Source organism: Streptomyces naganishii JCM 4654 (genome assembly GCF_014650575.1).
GTDB lineage: Bacteria > Actinomycetota > Actinomycetes > Streptomycetales > Streptomycetaceae > Streptomyces > Streptomyces naganishii.
In genome coordinates this window covers 27,472-46,177 of the sequence record NZ_BMVF01000004.1, presented here as the reverse complement: position 1 = coordinate 46,177, position 18,706 = coordinate 27,472, and the positions used below count along the sequence as shown (strand labels likewise).

Here is an 18,706-nt window from a genome sequence, read left to right as displayed (position 1 = left end):
GGGTCGGCGCCCGCTTGTCCCACACCCTGACGACCGCGGTGAGCAGGTCGACGCTGCTGCGGCTGATCCGCCGCCTGCCGCAGCCCGGGACGAGGACACCGCGAGGCGATCATGCCGTACCGCGACGCTCACCCAGCCGAATTGCGCGGCAGAGTCGCCAGGGCGGCGGCCCAGCGTGTCGTCTGGCTATGTGATGTTGACGCCGTGGGCGCGGGCGAGTGCGTCGAGGCCGTCGGCCCAGCCTTGGCCGATGGCGCGGAGTTTCCAGACCAACTGGCCGTTGGTGGCGTGCCGGTACAACTCGGCGATGACCATGGCGCGGATGTCGGGGTCGGCGGGTGGCTGGAAGGTCCAGGCGGCTCCGGTGACGCAGTCCATGTACAGGGCTGCGTGCGTGAGGGCGCCACAAGTCAGGTCGGTGTCGACGTCCATGTTGATGGCGATCGTGACGCGCTGGATGTGGGCGGGCAGGGCGGCGAGGTGGAGGGCTGCGCGTTCGACGGTGTGCGGGCCATCGGCCTGCTTGCCCAGCAGGCGGGCCGCGCCGTGGGCGGCGAAGGGCTGGTTGTAGAAGACGAAGTCCTTGTCGCAAGTGACCTGGCCGCTGGTGTCCGTCAGGAAGAGGGTCAGGTCGGCGTCGGCACCGGCGAAGCTGAAGGCGATGCGCAGCTCTTGCCAGGCAGCCTCGGGCAGCACCAGGTTCTGTCCCGGCATGAGTGCGGTCGCAGGGGAGTGGCTCGGCAGCGTGGGAGTGGGGGCCGGTGCCGCGGGAGCAGGCGGCGTCGGAGGAGCGGTCTGGGTCTTCCACTCAGCGAAGGGGCGGATCCGGTAGGGATCCGGCAGGGGAGCGGAGGGGGCGTCAGGGGTGTTGGCGCGCAGGTCCCCGTCGAGGCCGGCCAGGGTCCCATCGCCGGATCCGGTGTCGTCCTGGGCGTGGTCGAGGAGGCTTCGCAAGCCGGGCAGCCGGCTGATGTCCAGGGGCTTGATGGCGCTGGAGAGGTTCCCGGAAGCGGTGGTGGTGACCGAGCAGGCGACATCCTGGCCGATGTCGAGGAACCGCAGCGCGTCGGTCGTCTCCCGCCACGGACCCGCTTCGATGGCCTGGCGCGTCCAGCGGCCGTAGGCCACGCACCCCAGACGCTGGGTGTCCGGCAGGCGCGTGAGCACTGCCAGGTCGATGGCGCTGATCCCGGGCGCGACGGCGAACGCCTCTTTGAGCGTGGCAACGACGTTCGACCCCATGGACGTGAACCACCACAAGGTGCGGTCCCGCTTGCTCAGGGTCTTGAGAGTGGGGCGCCCGCTGGGGGTGACTCCAGGCGTCTGATCGGGCAGCGAGTCGATGTCCTGCTGCCGCATCACCACGGACAGCACCGGCCCGTCGACTCCCACCGCGCAGCCTGCGGCGGGGTTGTCGGAGAAGGCGTAATTCACCGCCTCGCACACAGCCTCCTCGTCGTTGGCGAGCAGCGCCTGCCACCACTGACCGGCCTCGGTGGTCAGCCGGCTGTGGACGGCCTGCAGACGGGTCTGCTCGGCGGTCAGGTAGGCGGGAGCGTCCTCCTCGGCCCTCCGCTTGGCCGCCGCCCGCGCGGCGCGGGCGAAGACCCCCAGCCCCGCCAGGTGGTGGGCCTGGGCCTCCGCCAGGGCCCAGGCCAGGCTCAACTGCTGGGGTCCTGGCACCACCGGCGGCCGGGCCGGAGTGAAGGACTGCAGGTGGACACTGGTCGTCTGCCGCCGCAGCTCCGTCAACTGGGCGATCGCCGCATCACGTTCCGCCTCTTGCTGGGCCCGCGCGGCCTGCCGTCGAGCACGCTCCAGCTGCGCTGCTGATGGGGCGACGGCCCGCGACCGGGTCGCACGGCTCGTGCTGGTACGGCGGCGTCCTCCGCCCAGGGAACTGGAGGCGTACAACGGACCCACTCCGGAAGAGATCCGCGTGCCGCCGCTGCCCATGCTGATGCGCGCCGCGCGGGGCCCCAAGGAAGTGCGCACACCCCGGGTCGAGACCCGCACGCTCATCCCCGGCACACCCACACGAAAGCCGAAAGCCATGGTTCCTCTCCGTTCTCCCTCTACACGCAGGCCCGTTGTTCTCGACGACGACTGCTCCGCGGCCACCTCGCACTCCGGCCGCAGAGCACGACCTGGCCGCGCTCTGGTCCGAACCACCCGTGAGAACTGGCGAGCCGACGCGCTTGCCCCGGTGCTGCCCCATCTCCCCCGACCGCAACCGCAGCCGCAATCGCAGCGCTGCGGCTCGACGGCCGGGCCGCGGAGCCTGCTACCTGTAGAAGACGGCGACACCGCCGTGATGGGAACAGGCTCCCTGGTGATGAGCGGCGTAGCTGTAGGTGCCGTCATTGCACAAGGCGGTGGCCCCGGCCGCGTCAGACGTGCCGCCGGAGCTCGACGAGCCGCCCGACGACGAACCACCGCCGCTGCTCCCCGAGGAACCGGAACTTGACTCGTGGGTGGCCGCCGACGCGGGCCTGGCCGTCTTGGTCACGGTGACCGCCGGTGCCGGAGCTGCCGAGTTCGTCACGGTGACCGTTGGGGCCGGCGTGGCTGTCTTCGTGGCGGTCGCGGTGACGGTGACAGCGGGGCGCGGAGCAGGACTGGCCGCACTGGAATTGCCACCACCGAACGCGGCACCGACCGCGAGCAGCGCAAAACCCCCGACCCACACGCGCTTGCGCTTGTGCAGCGGACGGATATCAGGCATGCGGACAGGCTCAGGCGGACGGACGGCCCACGGCCCGGGCTGGTACTGGCTCACGCGATATCCCCTACGACGGACACCCGGACGCACGCCTCGGGGCAGTTGAGCACTTTACAAACCCTCCCCAGAACCCGCGCAACCCCCGTACCCGGCAAGCGCGGCTACGGGCTGGCCACCGCGTCGCCGCGTTGGTGGTGGTCACCTGGCCGGCCGTAGGGTCGAACAGCGGGCGGTGATCGTGGGCTGAGGGGGCATGATGACGGCGGGAGCGCGGCTGCGGGCCGGACGACCGGACGAGGCGGGCGAGTTGAACGCGCTTGCGCTGCGGTCCAAGGCGCACTGGGGCTACCCCGATTCCGCTCTGGCCGCTGGTCGCACGCAACTGGAGGTCACCGCCGACGAGATGGGACAGCGACGCGTGACCGTCGCCGAGCAGGACGGACGGCTGCTCGGGTTCGCCACCCTGGAGGGAAGCGGTCCGCACGGCCGCCTCGGACTGCTCTTCGTCGAACCGTCGGCGATCGGGCGCGGGCACGGAACCCGCCTCTACCGCCATGTGCTGGAGGAGGCAGCCCGGTTGGGCTTCGAGCGGGTGCTGATCGACGCGGACCCGCACGCCGAGGGCTTCTACCGGCGGATGGGGGCGCAGCGCGGCGGCGCGTCATCCGAGCCGGGCCTGGTGCCGATGATGGCGTTTCCGCGCAGGCCGGAGCCGGGCTGGGTGGCGGCATGGACCGGCGGCAGGGACGGCGGGCGCGCGGTGCACCTGGGCAATGTGGCCGAGTTCCACAGGCAGTTCGACGCCGTGGCGGCGCCTGTCCGCGCAGAGGCCGACCATTACGCGTGCATGGCGGTCTTCGCTGGGCCGCGACCGGCCATGGTGGTGCTGCCGCAGCGGGTCGGGCACTGGTGGGTGCGCGGTCTGGCGGAGCGGCTCGCCTGGGGGCAGGTCGAGGTCCACGCGGTCGAGCCGGGCCCGGGCGGCCTGTGCGAGGCCGTCTCGGCCCGCGAGGCGCTGCTGGAGCGCATCCGCGCGAGCGGCCTCCCCGTGCTCGCCTGGGGCCGCACCGCGCAGGCCGAGCAGATAATGGCCGGCGTAGGCCCAGGCCCAGGCCCAGGCCCAGGCGCGGGCGGTGGCGCTGGAGGGCGGGCTCTGCGGGTGGCCCGCGCCTACGAGTCGAAGGCGACGGCGCACGCGTTGTTCCTGCGGCTTGCCGCGGACGGGCACCCGGACGTGGTGGTGCCCGCGCAGCGACGCTTCGGCTCCGGCCGCGAGCTTGTGCGGGCGCTGTCCGCGCGAGCCTCGGCGGGCTTGATATCCGTGGTCAAGGCGGAGCACGGCGTGGGGGGCTCCACCACCTGGATCCTGACGCCTCGACAGCTGCGGCGGCCGGGCGCGGCCCGCCGGATGGTGCGCGGACTGCCGCCGCAGGCGAGGCTGCTGGAGGACCACGTGGCCAACAGCGGGCCGTTCCGCGCCCCCACCTTTGACGCCGTCGTGGCCGACGACGGCAGCGTGCACCCCGTCGGCGTGGGCGCGATGGAGATCGTGGGGACGGGCTATCAAGGCGTCACCGTTGGCCCCGGCGCGGTGCCGGACGGCTTGGCGCAGCCGGTTACCGCGTTCGGCGCGGCGGTCGGCCGGGCTCTGGCGGCGGAGGGTTACCGGGGCTGGTACGACGTGGACTTCGTCGCCGGCCCGGACGGCCGCGTGGCCCCGACCGAGATCAATCTCCGACTGACCGGCCCGGCGGTGGCGTTCACGGTGCAGGCCCGGATGGACCGGCTGCACGGCGGTCGTCACCTGGTCCGCACACTGGACTGCGTACCGCTCGGAGCCCGGCTGCCCGAGGCGGCGCTGCGCACGCACCTGGACCGTCTGGAGCAAACCTGCGAAGACCTGGGCGTGACCCTGCTTCCGACCATCCCCACCGCCGCCGGAAACGACCGGCCCTACCTCGGGGTGGCCCTGGCCGCCCGCTCCGGCGACGCGCTCGACGCGGCCGAGGCGCTGCTGGTGCGCTCCAGCTCGGCACTGGCCGACGCGTTCTCGGGTTGAGCGAGCTGAGCGCGCGCCCGGCGCGTGCGGGCCGGCAGTGAGGCGATGAAGACGATCACGACGGCACCCGCGATCATCAGCGGGACGTTGAACAGGTACACCAGCGCGGCCTGCCGGGGCCAGTCGTTCTTCGCCGCCAGCCGGTAGAGGTTGTCCTGCGGCCACCAGGAGGCCAGCAGCCAGACGACCGACAGCTGAAGGATCCACGCGGACGGCCCCTCAAGTCCTCGTCGTCGCAGCGCCCGGCGTCCGATGACGAGGAAGCCGAGGCCCAGGCCGAAGGCCACGTCCTCGAAGAGATACAGCACGGCGAAGAACAGCGACCAGGGACCGGGCACCCCGGACAGGTCGGTCGACCCCGGCCACAGCGCCTGGGTGGTGGTCAGCGCAAACAGGGACCCGACAAACGCGGCCAGCAGGAACCAGCCACCGGATGAGCGCGTGGCCGGGAAGCGCCGCACCTGCCCCGCGCGAGGGCGGGGGATCTTGCTGCTGCGGGGACGGCCGGTGCCGGGCCGGGCGGGGCGCGGCGTCGCCCCGCGGTCCGTCCGTCCCGAACGGGTACGCGGCAGAGCCGGGACGCACACCACGCGGTGCGGGATCTGCTCCGGCGCAACGAGTCCTTGCAGGTAGGCCTGCACCTCAGTGGTTTCGACCTGCGTGTCGCCCACGGGCACCACGTAGGCGACCAGTTCCCCCCACCGACCGTCGTCCTCGGCCACCTCGCTCACCAGGCAGTGCCGGACCTGAGCGTGGCCCCGCAGCACCGCCTCGACCTCGCTGTATGCGCCCCGGCGACCGACGAACACCAGTGAGCCGTCCGCCCGGAGCATCCCCAGGTCGTCCGTGCCCTGCCGGGAGCCGAGCGGTTCGCCGTGCAGGCGGCGGGACGCGGTGTTCCGCCCGCCGACGGTGATCTCACCCACCAGCCCGGGCGGAAGCGACGCGCCCCCGGCCCCGGTGACGGCGAGACTGACGCCCGGCAGGGGCGCGCCGATCGGCGCGGTGAACCACGCCTCGCGCGCCGGTGTGGGCCGGGCGGGCACCTCGTGGTTGGCGCCGTCGCCGATCGCCTCGGTGAGGCCGTAGGTGTTGAGCAGCCGCACGTGCGGGCCGGCGAGCAGACGCAGGTCGTACTGCTCGTCGAGGTACCAGACGTCGCCAGCGATGGACATCAGGCGCACAGCGGCTAGATCCACTTCCTCGGCGCGCAGGTGCTCGGTCAGGTCCCGGGCCGTCCCGGTGTCGCACTGCAGGACGGTGATCCGCTCCTGCGTGATCAGCCGGTGAAGCCGGCTCGCGTTCCGGGGATCCTGGGCGTCCGCGTGCTCCGCCATGACCAGCGTGCCGCCGGAGCCCAGCGCCCGGATCCAGTCGGCGGTGAACCCGGCGAAGTCCACGGCGGCGCTTTGCAGGTGGCGGTCCTGCGGGGTCAGCTCGTACAGCCACTGCCAGTCGTGGTAGGCGTCCAGGAGTGCGGCGTGGTCGACGACCACGCCGCGGCGTGGGGCGGCGTCGCCGCCGCTGGCCGCGGTGTAGAGGAGGCAGGCAGGGGTGGTGGCGCTGACGGCGCGTGGTGCGGTGGCGGCCAGGTCCTCGGGGCCGCCGACACCGGGCTCGGGACGCTCTTCGCCGGGCTCGTCGAGCAGGACCGTCCTGGCGTGGGCGCCCGCCCCCTCCAGCGTGACGAGGTGGCGCTCGGAGGTCACCACGGCGATGGGGTCCGCGTCCGCGAGAAGGCGGCGCAGCGTGGCCGCGGGCGCGGTCGGCTCCAGGGCCAGGTACGCGGCTCCCGCTTTCAGTACGCCGAGGACGGCTGCGGGAACGGAGGTCCCCCGGTCCAGGAGCACGGCGACAACTGCCTCTGGCGGGAGGCCGACGCGGGTCAGCCGGGCCGCGACCTTGTCGGCCTCCTCGTTCAACGCCCGGTAAGTGACGGTGCGGTGGCCGCAGATGACGGCCGCCGCGTCCGGCCTTGTCCTGGCGTGCCCTTCGACGAGCGCGTGCACGCCCTCGCCCGCCCACGTCGACACGCGATCCAGTCGATCTGCCATGAACGGACGCCCCCCAGCTCGCAAGTACTGATGTCACATTAGAAACCCGTGCATTCCCCGTACTTGACCTTCACGACATCATCGCATCCTGAATCGGACAGTGAATACCGGCAGCGCGCTTCGAGCTGACCTTTGAACGGAGCTTGGCGATGCCGGGGTCAGCACCGGCTACGACAGGCAGCGGACCGAAGAGCTACTGTGTACACCACGCCACCGGGGTGTGCGGCTGGACGCACCACAAAAAGCCCGCGGTGGCCGCGGTGGCCTCGCACTGCATCAGGTGACTGCGTCGGGCGCTCATGGCGATGGATAGGTTTGTGTGCGCCGCGTGCCGGGTGCTCAAAGGCCGGGAGCGTGCAGCAGCCCCGCAGAATTCAGGAGGCGCAGAGTTCCACTGCTGCTTCTGCGGGGCCGATGCGCAGTACACGTACCCCCTGACACGCCCGGTATGCCTGATCTCTCCCCTCCGCCTGGGCGGGATGAGCCTCTTGCACGACGTGGGGCCCGGCCTACCGGCCGGGCCCCACGTCAATCTCCGCTACAGGTAGCGTTCCTCACGCTGAGGATCTGTGTCTACCAGCGGTACCAGCGGCCCTTGCCACCTGCGCCGTCCGCGGACCGGACGACGAAGCCCAGTAGCCACACGATCAGCACGACCACCGCGATCCACCACAGCGCCTTCAGCGCGAAGCCCGCACCGAAGAGGATCAGAGCCAGAAGAAGAACCAGAAGCAGGGGAACCATCGTTATCAACCTCCTGACCACCGGATGCCCTTACATTCTCCCTACAAGCCCATAAAAGAGAAGTTTCTTCGAGGGCGTGGAGGGTAGGTGTGTGCCGTTCATGCTTCCCCGTCGCCGGCATCCGATGCGCCGCAGCCACGCGCTGACGATCACTCAATGTCTGGTCATGGCTTGGGTCGGCGCGATGAGGGGTCATGCGCACAGCCGGCACCTCGAGTCGGACCGAGGAGAACGAGCAGCACGTCCGCCAGCGAGAAGGCCAGGGCCAAGGCCGAGCAGTCCGTCGGGTAAGGAGCCCGGGCAGCAGGACGCGCTACGGGCAACGAGAAGCTGATCAATGGTCGCTCGGCCCACGCCGCGGGCCATGCCCGCGAGACCGAGCACGCGCTCGCATCCCACCGAGCCGGCTCGCGCCACTGAGCAGTCATGACCGCCACACCGCATCACGCCCGCCCACGAGAAAGACTCCCGTGACCCATCGCAACGCTCCACTGTCCTTGGAGGGACGCCGACGGCTCGTCCAGCGCTGCCAACACCGCCCGATCGTTCACATCGCCGCCGAGATGGCAACTCCCGTACACGTGCCAGCAAGTGGGTCAACCGGTATCGGCAGTTTGGTGAGTTCGGTCTCGAAGACCGATCCAGTGCACCGAATCGCCGGCCCACTGCCGCGCCCGCTGAGGCAGTCAGCCGTATCGAGTCGCTCCGTACGGCGCGCAAGGCCGGGTCCGTGCCGCGGTCGGCATGAACCGCATCCGTCCCGCACGCCAGGCCCGCGCTTTGGTCTCCGCTGCCGGCCTTGAAACGAGGCGACCGCCGCGGCGCCCACCGCTGCCGTGTGACGGACACCGGTGGGCCCGGCGTCCGTCCTTCACAGGTACGGGACGCTGGTGAACCGGCTGCATCAGCACGCGGCCGCCCTCGCTCACCGCTCCCTGATCTACTTCACCGACCAGCTCCTGCGCCGGGTCCGCCCCGCCTGTGGACGGTCACGTAATTCCCAGGGCTGCGGTCACGTAATAGCCCAGGAGCTGGACGGGGTGTCCGGGGCCTCCGTCCTGTGGCTGACGGAAACTGTTCGACGAACCGGGTCGGTCCAGACCATGATGCGCACTCGTGACCGAGAAGAAGCAGTTCATGATCCGGGCCGCGGCCCGCAACAACGCCGAGTGGTGCGCGTCGATGTGCCGATCGCACGGTTTGGCGGGCGAGTTCGGGATGCAGGCTTGGGCCCTCCCGTCCCGGCCGCCGCGGTACTACCCCGACGCGGTGACGCTGGTGCCGGGGACCGATGCCGCCGCGCTGGTGGACCGGATCGATACCGCCGCTCCCGGCGCCTGCGTCAAGGACAGCTTCGCCGACCTCGATCTGACGGGGGCCGGCTTCAAGGTGCTGTTCGACGCGCAGTGGATCCACCGCCCGGCGAGCGCGCCGACCAGCTCACCGGATCTCGCCTGGGATGTGGTCAGCAGCCCGGACATGCTGCGGGCCTGGGCCCTTGCCTGGGACGACGGGGACGGCAACGCGGACCTCTTCCGGCCTGAATTGCTCGATGACCCAGCCACGTCCGTGCTCGTCGGACACTCCGCTGACGGCCTGGTGGCCGCTGGGGCGGTGGCGAGCCGCAACGACCATGTGGTCGGAATCTCCAATGTCTTCGCGGTGGAGAGCGGCGCTGACCGGGCCTGGTCGGTGGTGCTGGACGCAGTGCACCGCCTGTTCCCGACTCTGCCCGTGGTCGGCTATGAGCACGGCGCGGACCTGGATGCCGCCGTCCGCCATGGCTTCGAGGCGATCGGTCCGCTGCGGGTCTGGCTTCATGGCTAGGCCCTGCCGCTGGATCGTCGAGAGGTCGCTCGCTCGTAACGGTTCCAGGGAGCGGCCCAGTTCGCTTCGTCCACGTCGGCGTAGACCGCAAGCCTCGTGCCCAGCTTGCTCGTTCTGCTCACGTCACCAAGGGCGGTCGTGCCGTCGTCTCCCGTCTTCGTGCAGATACGGGTGAGATTCACCATGGCTACTCCGAAGAGGTCCGAAGTGAAATGAACGGTTACGCGTGACGTGCGGTCACCCTGAGCGCGAGTTCTCGTGCGTGGTCGGCTGTCGCCGGCCCGCGGCTCGGGTCGGGCGCCTCGGAAAGGAAGACGAGCGCCAGCATCAGTGCGGCGTCCAGTCGGCACACCAACAAGCACGGATCGCTGTCGGGCGGAACCGTTGCCGTCCTCGCGTATCCGCTGCGGATCGCTTCCACGTCGAGCTGGTTCTCCGGATACCGGGCGTACTCGACCAAGCGCCCGAACTCCGCCGAGGGGGACCCGAGCAGGGCGTTCGACCAATCCAGCAGGGCGACGGTCTGCCCCCGCCGCCGTCGGATGTTGTCGCTGCGGACATCGAGGTGCAGGAGGCTGTCCTCGGTAAGGCCGGTGAGATGTCCGGTGACGAGGGACGCGTCCGGCGGTTCGGGCCAGTCTTCGACAAGGTGGCCGATCTCGGCCCAACGGCGCCCGATACGTGCGGCGATCGCACTCGCCGTGGGCACTCCCTCCGACGCGACGGGCGTCAGACGCGGCGGCGGCACCTGATGGAGCCGCGCGAGGAGCTGCCCGAGCGCGAAGGAGTCGAGTTGCGATCCGTCGTCGGGGACATATGCGGACAGCAGTACGTCGGGGGACGCCGGCTCGTCCGCCAGGACGAGTTCCTTCGCCTCGGGGACGGGCAGGCCATGGGCGGCCAGGTGCCTCGCGATCTCGTACTCCTGCAGGAGCAGGGCCCGAGTGTCGACATGGGGGTCATTGGCGTTCGAGTCGAACCGCCGATGGGCGAGCCGTACCGCGACGGGCTGCCCGTCGCGCCCCTGCGCCCTGTAGACGGAGAACTCCAGGCCCTTACCGACCAGTTCAAGGTCGCTCAGGCCCCACCGTTCGGCCAGGCTGTCCAATTCGGCGAATCGCTCACTCATCATGTACACCTTCGGGGGTCTTGCGGTCATCGGTGATTCTGCTGTCCTTCAGCAGGGTGAAAGCGATGGGCAGGCACATCACCAGTGTGACCGCGCCGCCGACCGCGAAGGCCGTCTGCGGTCCCGCCGACGTGCTCAGCCAGCCGAAGATCAGCGCGCCGAGGGGCATCGTCCCCCAGGCGAACAACCGGTACACGCCGGTCGCCCGGCCGAGAAGGCGATCCGGGATGAGCTCTTGCCGCAGGGACACGGCCACGACGTTCCAGACCATGAGGCCGAACCCGGCGGCGCAGTAGCCGACGGTGACCACGTACACGCTGTCGGTCGCCGCTACCGCCAGACCTCCCACACCCATCAGGGCCAGGTTTCCGATCAAGGTAGGGACCCGGCCCATCGCTCCGGTCATACGGCTTGCGGCCATGCTGCCGGCCACGCCCCCAGCAGCTCCGGCGGCCAGAAGCGCCCCGTATGCGGCGTCCGGGAGCTCGAGCACGTCGCGCACCAGGATGACGAAGACGGCGATCTGTCCGAGGTAGACAGCGTTGATGACGCCCGCGGAGAGAGTCAGCGCGCGCAGCAGAGGGTCACGCAGCACGTGGACCAGGCCCTCGCGGATGTCGGTCAGGAGCCGCGGCCTGGCCGTGGACCGCTCGGGCTGCGGCCCGCGCACGCCGGTCAGCAACGCTGCGGACATCAGGAAGGAGAATGCGTCGAGCAGGAGGGGAATCGCCCTGCCTGCCACGAAGAGCACACCGCCGAGCACATGTCCCAGCAGATCGCGGCCCACGGTCTGGGCCGCGAAGAGCCGGCCGTTCGCCGCCTCCAGCTTCTCCTTGGCAACGATGCTCGGCAGCAGCGCGAAGGAGGCGCAGTCGAACAGCACCTCCCCGACACCCAGCAGGAACGCCGCGATCAGCAGGGGCCAGAACGTCAGCCGGTCGCAGGCGAGCAGCACCACGGTGACGATCAGCGTCAGGGCGCGCAGCAGGTCGGCGATGACCATCAGGCGACCGCGCTCGAACCGGTCGGCGTACGCTCCCGCCGGCAGACCGAACAGCAGCCAGGGCACGGTCGTGGCCGCGGTGACCGCGGACACCTGGAACGCGTCGTGCAGCAGCGCGGCGGACAGCAGCGGAAGGGCGGCGAAACGCATGCCGTCGCCGACCGCCGACGCGCTCGCGGCACCGATCACGTGGTGATAGCCGGAACTGAAGCGAAAGGCGGTGCGTGCGCTCACCTCGGGGCCCCCGAGGAGAACACGGCGCACCGCAGCTCGCTGGTGTAGCGATGACCGTTCACGCTCAACCAGCGTTGGTCAGGCGTGGGCAGCATTTCGGAGATCTCCAGGGTGCCGTCCTTTCGTGCGGTCAGTCGGCACAACTGCCGTACCAGGAGCGGAGCGTGCCAGTCGACGTAGATCGGCTTCGGCTCGCTGGGAACCTTGACGAAGACGTGCCGGGGCAGGCCGAGCTCGGAGCGCAACCGACAGGCCGCGACGAACTCGGCGGCCTCCTCCCCGCCCGTATGTCCCGTGGGGCCGTCGAAGGCGGCCGCACCACGCAGGCGAGCGGCGGGGACCCGCCAGGTCTCCCGTTGCAGGACGACACGGCCGCAGCGGATACGGGGAATGTGCGCCAGGGCGGGGGCGTCCAGCCCCGCCCCGCCGAAGTGACGCGGGAAGGCGAACGGAGAGAGAGGGTCCTGGCGGATGCTCGGTCCGCCGGCCGGGGGTGCCATGAGGCGCAGCCTTCCCACGACACCGTGGGCACGCAGCTCCAGCCGTCCGTCACGCAGCACGACGTACAGACGGGAGGGCTGCACCACTCGGTCGCGCGACTGCCCGGAACGGCCGTAGACCTCCAGGTCGTAGCAGGGGTAGACGAGCTGCGTCGACGACTTGTCCGGGTGGCCCCGCGACAGGTCGGCGAGGACCTCGCCGTCGTCCAGCAAGGACAGGTAGCCCTCGTAGACCTCCGGCAGCAGCTCCGGGACGCGTTCCTGGACCAAGGGGCCGAAGCTGGTGTGGGTGATGACCTCCCGGACGGCGTGGCAGTCTCCGATCACCGCGGTGAACCGGCCCTCGCGCAGGTCCTGACGGCTCGTGGCAGCGAACAGCACGTCCGGATCGACGACAGCCGCAGGCGTACGGGGATGGGCGGCGAGGATCGCCTCCATCCGGTTCCGCTCCACGACGACCTCCGGCCGGTCCACATCCCCCTCTCCCAGCAGGGCGTCGGTGATCACCCGGTCGAGCGCCGCCAGCTCGGCCTCGACGGCGGCGCACTGCTCCTCGAGGGCGTGCCGGTCCCGGAAGAACTCCGAGTAGAGGCGGTCCAGGGGGACCTCGACATCGGCGCCGAAGCGCTCCGCCACCCACCGCGTGAGAATGGCGAGCTCACGCCGCATGCGCAGCCGAGGACGCGCGAGCACGGTCTCGTACACGATCGACAGTTCGTCCGTGATGAAGCGGGCGATGTCCGGGCCGATGGTCAGGCCGGCCGGCTCGCCGTGGGCCTCCTCGAACAGGATGCTCCGGTCGGCGTAGTGCAGGCCGCTGTTGCGGTTCGCGGCGGTTCCCGTCAGCTTCTCGAACCTGGACTTGGTGGCGGCCAGCGCGGCCGGGCGCTCGGCAGGGGGCAGCTTCGCGAAGCGGGCCAGGTCCTCCTCGAAGTGACCGATGGCCGAGAGAATCGGCCCGGCCTGCTCCGGTGGAGCGGAGTCCAGTTGGCGGCGCAGGGCGGCCAGGGGCTCGTGGTCCCCCACGGGGATCTCGAACTCGGCGACCACCCATTCACGCGCGACCAGCTCCTTCAGCACCTGGTCGAAGGGGACGGGGGAGTGGGAACCGAACTCGGTGTCCCACTCCGAGCGCAACTCCCGCAGCGTTCGCTCGCCGTCGCAGCGCTGCCACAGCCATTCCTCGTGCGCTGCCACCTCCTTGCCTCCGAGGTGCTGGAAGTTCCAGTCGGTGTCCAGCCCGTCCCGAGTGGTGAACGCGTAGAGGTCGATACGGCCGTCGCGCAGGAAGGACAGCGGGCGCCTGCGAGGACGTACGAAGTCGAACAGGCCGGGGACCGCCGCGGCGCTCTGGGCGACCTTCTCCGCGGCCCAGTGGCTGAAGAGCGTCCGGCGCTCCATCTCCCGCTCCGAGGTCCATGTGATGCCCGGCACGGCACCGACCCGGCCCACGGTGAACGGTCCGAAGTGGGAGTGGGTCTCGTTCTTCGTCGTCACCCGCTGGAGGTACATCGTGAGCAGGTCGGTCATCCTCCGGGTGTGCCGGCCCATGTCCCCCTGGAAGGTGTCGAGCCATGCGGCGAACTCCGGATACGCGGCGTCGTTCGACAGCAGCAGCACTTGCCGCAGGCGCTCGTCGCCGAACGCCTCGGCCACGGCGGTTCTCGCGTGCTCCAGCCGGGTGCGGTGCCGGGCGGTGAAGGCCTCCTGTTCCCTGGCGAACTCCTGTGCGGACACTTGGTAGGTGTGCAGGGTGCGCGCCGCCTCGTCGGGCAGTGCTGCGGTGGCACGCCGCAGTTCACGGCCGGGTAGCGGCCGTAGCTGGCCTACCCGCGACGCCGACTGCGGGCAACCGGGGAGCTGGTGCTGCCGCAGCACCGGCTTGAGGTCCCTCGCCAGCGAAGTCAGCCGGCTCCTGCTCTCCAGGAGAGCGTGGGCCTCATCGACGGCGGCGGTGTCCACGAGGGGGTCGAGCGCCTCCATCGGAAAGCCGGCCTGCCGGAGCACGACGATCGGTACAAGTCTCCACGCTCCGCCCGGGACGGTGCTCGTGGTGGTCTGGGAGTCGTTGACGCTGGTCACAGCCCTGCCTCGGTGCTCGTGCGGACGGGACGACGGTCGTGCAGCGCGTCGATGACGGCCAGGGGATCCGCGGGGAGCTCGGGTAGCAGGCCGGGCCGCGACGCCCAGGGTTTGACCCGCACCCCGTGGTAGTCGGACCCGGCGGTCGCGACGAGGCCGAGCCGGTCGCACACATCGGCGAGGTGGCGGCTGTCAGCCGGCGTGTGCCAGCTCGTCCACACTTCGAGCCCGGCCAGTCCGGCTTCCCGCAAGGGCTCCAGCAGCGCCACGCACTCGGAAACGTCCAGGGCCCTCACGAACTGACCCGGGTGGGCCAGGACGGCGACCCCGCCCGCCTCCTCGATCCATGACAGGACGTCGACCACGTCGGGATTCTCAGGATGCTCCACATGGAGCGGCCGGCCGGGACGGCACCAGTCAGCCACGAGTGGGCCGTACGCCTCTGCCGTGTAGCCGGCGAACCTCGGGTCGCCGTGTGCCGCCTCCAGCAGCAGGGCGAGATAGTCGCCGACGTAGGCCACACGGTGGCCGCCGAGGCGTCGCACCACATCGTCCCAGGTGAGTGGCACTTCTATGGCCTGCGCGCGGTTGGTCCAGGCGCGCCACCACGCCAGTTCGGCGTCGTGGATGCCACCGATCCGTTTCTGGAACCGCAGGTCATGGGGGTCGACGAAGTAGGCCAGGCAGTGGGCTTCCTCGCCACGCCAGGTGGCGGTGACCTCGCAAGCCGGCACCACGGTGAGGCGTCCGCCGATGGCCTGCTCGAACGCGGCGATGCCGGCCACGGTGTTGTGGTCGGTCACGGCGGCCACGCGCAGCGCCGCGTCGACACAGCGCCGTGCCAGCTCGGCCGGGGCGTCGTCCCCGTCGGAGTGCCGGGTGTGCAGGTGCAGGTCGACTGGGCCGGCGAGAGTGGCGGACACCCCCCGCATCACTGCGCTCCGGGCAGGGAACGCCGCCAGGACGCGGCCAGCCATCGCTCGTACTCGGGGCCGGCCGGGGTGTCCATGACCAGGCACAGTGGCTCGATGACGCGCCCCGGGCCGCCGGCCAGGCCGCCGTGGAGCATGGTGAGGTTGTGGCCGAACAGCAGGTCGCACTGCTCACCCGGTGCCAGTACTTCCCAACGGCGCCGGAACTGCGTCCAGGTCAGGCCGGTGGCCATGAGCACCTGGTGGCAGAAGAGACGTGCCGCCTCGCCCTCGCACTCCCCGCAGGCACAGCGCTGGACCAGCGGTACGGCGGCGGGGTAGCGGATGCGTTCCTCCTTCGTCAGCACGGCCTCGCTGTGGTGGAAGGACAGGCCGTGCCACAGGGGTTCCTCCAGCCCGAGCATGGCCCCGAACGACGGATAGGCGCAGCCGTGCTCCGGCTGACGCTCCAGCCCCCGGCGCAGGTTGTCACCGATCCAGCGTGCCGCCGTGGCCGACCGATCGTCCCCCGCGTCGATTCCGCGCCGGTCGAGCACGTCGTCGATGACGCCGAGCCAGTCGTAGTACGTGGTGACGCTCAGTCCTTCTCCCACGTCGGGCAGGAAGATGCCCTGGTACATCTTGTGCGCGGGAGTGGTGGTGTAGCCGGAGCTGCCGAACTCCCGCCAGGCGGGATCCCAGTCGGGCGCGTCCTGAAGACTGGGCGTCAGGTACGAGCAGTGCTGCCCGTCGTGGTGGGGCAGCAGGGTCCGGGTGGAGAACCCCTCAGGCACGTAGGTCTGCTGCGGCCGGTCGATCTCCAACCGCATCTTCGCGGGGGCGCCACGGGCGATCAGCGCCGCGCGGATCCGTTCGGCCAGGGCCGTCGACAGCCGGCGGCTCTCCTCGACGCCCAGCCGCAGGCGGCCGATGCGGAACACCGCGAAGCCGACCCGGTGGATGACGTCGACGGACGCGCCGGCCAGGTCGTCCATCGCCTGCTCGCGCCGGTCCCGCGGCCCGGAGACGAGACCGGCGCAGTCGAACTGAGCCTCGGTGGGCGTGAATATCACTGCTGCTCCAGGGGTTCGTCGGAGGCGCTGTCGGACCAGGGCGCGAACGTGGACGGTGTGCACTCGGTGCGGAACAGGAACTCGAAGAGCAGGCGTGCCGCGATCTGGGCGGTGCCGCCGGACGGGTCGTAGCGGGGTGCCACCTCCGCCACGTCGACGGCGCCGACGGGAAGCGCGCGGAGTTCCTCGTAGACGTCGAGGAGGTCTCCGGTGCTGATGCCCCCCATGGTCACATGGCCGGTGCCGGTCGCCGAGGCGCTGTCGAGCACATCGATGTCGAGCGAGACGTAGACCGTGTCGCACCGCGAGCCGAGTTCCTCGATGAGGGGGCGCAGCGCGGCGGCGGCGCCGTCCCTGACGATCTGGGAGCCCGGCACGATGTGGAAGCCACTGTCGATCAGCCCTCGGTACTGGTCGTACTTGGTCACGTCGCCGACACCGACGAAGGCCATGTCCTCCGGGCGCATCTGAGGGATCTCGCTGATCCTGCGGGAGTTGGAGCCGTGGTACAGGGGCCCGTGCAGCGTGCTCCAGTTGCCGAAGTCGAAGTGGTGGTCGATGTTGATGAACCCCACACGCCCCGCGCCGCGGTCGAGCCGCCCGGCACGGAAGCCGGCGAACGAGGGGAAGGTGCACGAATGGTCACCGTTGAGGAAGATCAGGCGCGGCGCCGACTGGCTCAGCCGGCGGCTCTCCGCCGCCACGGCCTGGAAGGTGCGCACGGTGTCCGTCGGGTAGACGTGCAGGTCACCGGCGTCCGCGACTTGGGGGGCACGGTAGCGGAAGACCTGGCCGGTGCGGGTGTCCAGCATCCGCCACTGGCCCAGACTGGTCAGATAGCTGGAGAAGACCAGGCTTGCCTGGCGGATGGCCCGGGGCCCTTCCGCGGCTCCCGGCCGGGAGCTGGCGGTGGCGTCGAAGGGAACACCGGACACCACCCAGCCGTCCTCTCCCACGTCCACCCGGTCGGCGCTGGTGGTGGGGGTACCGAAGAGCGTCGCGACGCCGGCCCACCCCGGCAGCGGGTCCGCCTCGAAGTCCTCGGCCTTGACGCTGTTCTGCAGTGCTTCGAAGTCGGGGAGCTCGGTCATGTCACTTCACCTGCGCCAAGGACGTGGGAACGGTCACCGGGGTGCGGATGATGTCGTGCGCGGTGGCGATCTTGTCCTGGAACAGATCCCAGCTCGCTTCGGGGGACAGGTGCTGCGGCCGGTAGACGACGGGTACGTCCTCCCGCCAGTCGGCGAAGTCCCAGTTGAATATGCGCTCACGCAGCCTCGGGAAGTCCGGGGTGAGCGGATAGGGAACGAAGTTGTAGAGGTTGAAGAGCCACAGCGCCGAACTGTTCTGCCGCATCCAGTCGACGGTCTGGCCGTGTGCGGCTTCCGTCTCCTCGTCGAGGCCACCCATCATGTTGAGCACGACCTTCAGACCGGTGTCGCTCAGCATGTGGATTTTCGTGGTGTAGTCATCGAGGCCGCGCGAGAGCTTGTTGAGCCGTTTCAGCATCTGGGAGTCGGCTGACTCGAAGCCGAGTTCCACGGCGACGACGCCGAGTTCCAGCATGGCATCGACGATCCAGTCCTTCACCTGCATCACATGTGTCTGCACGATGAACCGGTATCCGGGCCGGTCACGGAAGACGTCCAGCAAGTTGGCGACTGCTTCGCGTGACTGGCCGAACGTCTTGTCGCCGATGTAGAAGAGCCGGGTGTCCGGGAACCGGGCGGTGAGTTCGTCCACTTCCTGCTCGAGGGCACTCTTCTCGACAAGGGTGAGCTGCTTGCTCCAGGCGTCGCCGCAGAACGAGCACTGGTACAGGCATCCGTGGCTGGCGTTGAGCCGCAGCAGGGGAACTCGGCCCCCGTAGCCGTCCAGATGGCGGTAGTCCGGTGCCCAGTTGATCCGCTCGGCCGCCAACCCGGGCAGAAGAGGCTTCTCCAGGTCCCCGCCCGCTCCTGAGGCGAGCCCCACGAGCCTGCGCACGAGGGTGGCGTCGAGCTGGCCGCGGTGCACGGCGTGGACGGCGCCGTCCGGGGCGAGCGGGGCCATGTTCCCGCCGAGGACGACGCGGCGTCCGGCGTGCTCCAGGTGCTTGGCCACGTCCAGAGCGAGGCGGAAGTTCTGGGCGAGAGGTGACATGAGGACCAGATCGCCGACGGCTGTCGCCTCCAGCAGCGGTTCGGAGCAGGCGTCCGGCTCCGGCGGCGTCCTCGACAGGTCACGGAAGACGGAGTCGATGCCCGCGGTGTCCAGCAGGGCCGTCAGATGAGCGACCCACAGTGGCATTTCCCATAAGCCGTCGGTCGGGATGAAGTATTCGGGGAGTAACGCCCGGAACCTCCGGTCGTAGTCCTCGTAGTAGCTC

Annotated in this window: 13 protein-coding genes and 2 pseudogenes; 3 read left to right on the top strand and 12 right to left on the bottom strand. The window is 70.4% G+C overall.

The window, feature by feature from the left end; translation table 11 throughout:
* Positions 1–186: 186 nt before the first annotated feature.
* Positions 187–1,752, bottom strand: coding sequence for a TerD family protein (locus tag IE217_RS08155; RefSeq protein WP_229865108.1), 1,566 nt, complete (start codon positions 1,750–1,752; stop codon positions 187–189).
* Between the two features lie 532 nt (positions 1,753–2,284).
* The gene (locus IE217_RS08150) at positions 2,285–2,725 is read right to left on the bottom strand and encodes a DUF3761 domain-containing protein (protein ID WP_190177076.1); all 441 of its coding nucleotides are present in this window, start codon (positions 2,723–2,725) and stop codon (positions 2,285–2,287) included.
* Positions 2,726–2,978: 253 nt separating this feature from the next.
* On the opposite strand from IE217_RS08150, the gene IE217_RS35200 reads away from it, so the two are divergent.
* Positions 2,979–4,781, top strand: coding sequence for a GNAT family N-acetyltransferase (locus IE217_RS35200; RefSeq protein WP_308432696.1), 1,803 nt, complete (start codon positions 2,979–2,981; stop codon positions 4,779–4,781).
* Here the strand turns inward: IE217_RS35200 and IE217_RS08140 are convergent.
* Positions 4,676–6,835, bottom strand: coding sequence for an AMP-binding protein (locus IE217_RS08140; protein WP_190177075.1), 2,160 nt, complete (start codon positions 6,833–6,835; stop codon positions 4,676–4,678). The two genes, IE217_RS35200 and IE217_RS08140, sit on opposite strands and share 106 nt — an antisense overlap.
* 573 nt (positions 6,836–7,408) lie before the next feature.
* Positions 7,409–7,579: a hydrophobic protein gene (locus IE217_RS08135; RefSeq protein ID WP_190177074.1), complete on the bottom strand. Its 171-nt coding sequence runs from the start codon at positions 7,577–7,579 to the stop codon at positions 7,409–7,411.
* A gap of 470 nt (positions 7,580–8,049) precedes the next feature.
* Here IE217_RS08135 and IE217_RS08130 point away from each other — a divergent pair.
* Both IE217_RS08130 and IE217_RS08125 read left to right on the top strand, forming a co-directional pair.
* Positions 8,050–8,300, top strand: a pseudogene (locus tag IE217_RS08130) (helix-turn-helix domain-containing protein); the annotation flags it as partial.
* Between the two features lie 395 nt (positions 8,301–8,695).
* Complete coding sequence (locus IE217_RS08125) at positions 8,696–9,406, top strand: hypothetical protein (RefSeq protein WP_190177073.1); 711 nt, start codon at positions 8,696–8,698, stop codon at positions 9,404–9,406.
* Between the two features lie 59 nt (positions 9,407–9,465).
* Here IE217_RS08125 and IE217_RS08120 read toward each other — a convergent pair.
* The 8 genes and pseudogenes from IE217_RS08120 to IE217_RS08085 all read right to left on the bottom strand — a co-directional run.
* A pseudogene (locus IE217_RS08120) lies at positions 9,466–9,591 on the bottom strand (cobalamin adenosyltransferase family protein); the annotation flags it as partial.
* A 35-nt stretch (positions 9,592–9,626) separates the two neighbouring features.
* The gene (locus tag IE217_RS08115; protein WP_190177071.1) at positions 9,627–10,535 is read right to left on the bottom strand and encodes a phosphotransferase family protein; all 909 of its coding nucleotides are present in this window, start codon (positions 10,533–10,535) and stop codon (positions 9,627–9,629) included.
* Complete coding sequence (locus IE217_RS08110; RefSeq protein WP_190177070.1) at positions 10,528–11,772, bottom strand: MFS transporter; 1,245 nt, start codon at positions 11,770–11,772, stop codon at positions 10,528–10,530. Before IE217_RS08110 ends, IE217_RS08115 begins: the two co-directional genes overlap by 8 nt.
* A complete protein-coding gene (locus tag IE217_RS08105) occupies positions 11,769–14,354 on the bottom strand; it encodes a lantibiotic dehydratase (RefSeq protein WP_190177069.1) in 2,586 nt (861 codons plus the stop codon). The genes IE217_RS08110 and IE217_RS08105 overlap by 4 nt, the downstream gene beginning before the upstream one ends.
* Positions 14,351–15,277 carry a PHP domain-containing protein gene (locus IE217_RS08100; protein WP_190177068.1) on the bottom strand — a complete coding sequence of 309 codons (927 nt, stop codon included), beginning with the start codon at positions 15,275–15,277 and terminating at the stop codon, positions 14,351–14,353. Before IE217_RS08100 ends, IE217_RS08105 begins: the two co-directional genes overlap by 4 nt.
* 8 nt (positions 15,278–15,285) lie before the next feature.
* Complete coding sequence (locus IE217_RS08095) at positions 15,286–16,338, bottom strand: hypothetical protein (RefSeq protein WP_190177067.1); 1,053 nt, start codon at positions 16,336–16,338, stop codon at positions 15,286–15,288.
* Positions 16,335–17,429, bottom strand: a complete 1,095-nt coding sequence (locus IE217_RS08090) for an arginase family protein (RefSeq protein WP_190177066.1) — start codon at positions 17,427–17,429, stop codon at positions 16,335–16,337. Before IE217_RS08090 ends, IE217_RS08095 begins: the two co-directional genes overlap by 4 nt.
* A 1-nt stretch (position 17,430) precedes the next feature.
* Positions 17,431–18,627, bottom strand: coding sequence for a B12-binding domain-containing radical SAM protein (locus tag IE217_RS08085; RefSeq protein WP_190177065.1), 1,197 nt, complete (start codon positions 18,625–18,627; stop codon positions 17,431–17,433).
* Positions 18,628–18,706 lie beyond the last annotated feature (79 nt).

What these genes read in the sequence shown, in the direction of transcription:
- IE217_RS08150 (WP_190177076.1), bottom strand. Translation starts at nt 2,725, where the DNA reads ATGCCTGATATCCGTCCGCTGCACAAGCGCAAGCGCGTGTGGGTCGGG.
- IE217_RS08140 (WP_190177075.1), bottom strand. Translation starts at nt 6,835, where the DNA reads ATGGCAGATCGACTGGATCGCGTGTCGACGTGGGCGGGCGAGGGCGTG.
- IE217_RS08085 (WP_190177065.1), bottom strand. Translation starts at nt 18,627, where the DNA reads ATGCCACTGTGGGTCGCTCATCTGACGGCCCTGCTGGACACCGCGGGC.
- IE217_RS08090 (WP_190177066.1), bottom strand. Translation starts at nt 17,429, where the DNA reads ATGACCGAGCTCCCCGACTTCGAAGCACTGCAGAACAGCGTCAAGGCC.
- IE217_RS08115 (WP_190177071.1), bottom strand. Translation starts at nt 10,535, where the DNA reads ATGAGTGAGCGATTCGCCGAATTGGACAGCCTGGCCGAACGGTGGGGC.
- IE217_RS08135 (WP_190177074.1), bottom strand. Translation starts at nt 7,579, where the DNA reads ATGGTTCCCCTGCTTCTGGTTCTTCTTCTGGCTCTGATCCTCTTCGGT.
- IE217_RS35200 (WP_308432696.1), top strand. Translation starts at nt 2,979, where the DNA reads ATGACGGCGGGAGCGCGGCTGCGGGCCGGACGACCGGACGAGGCGGGC.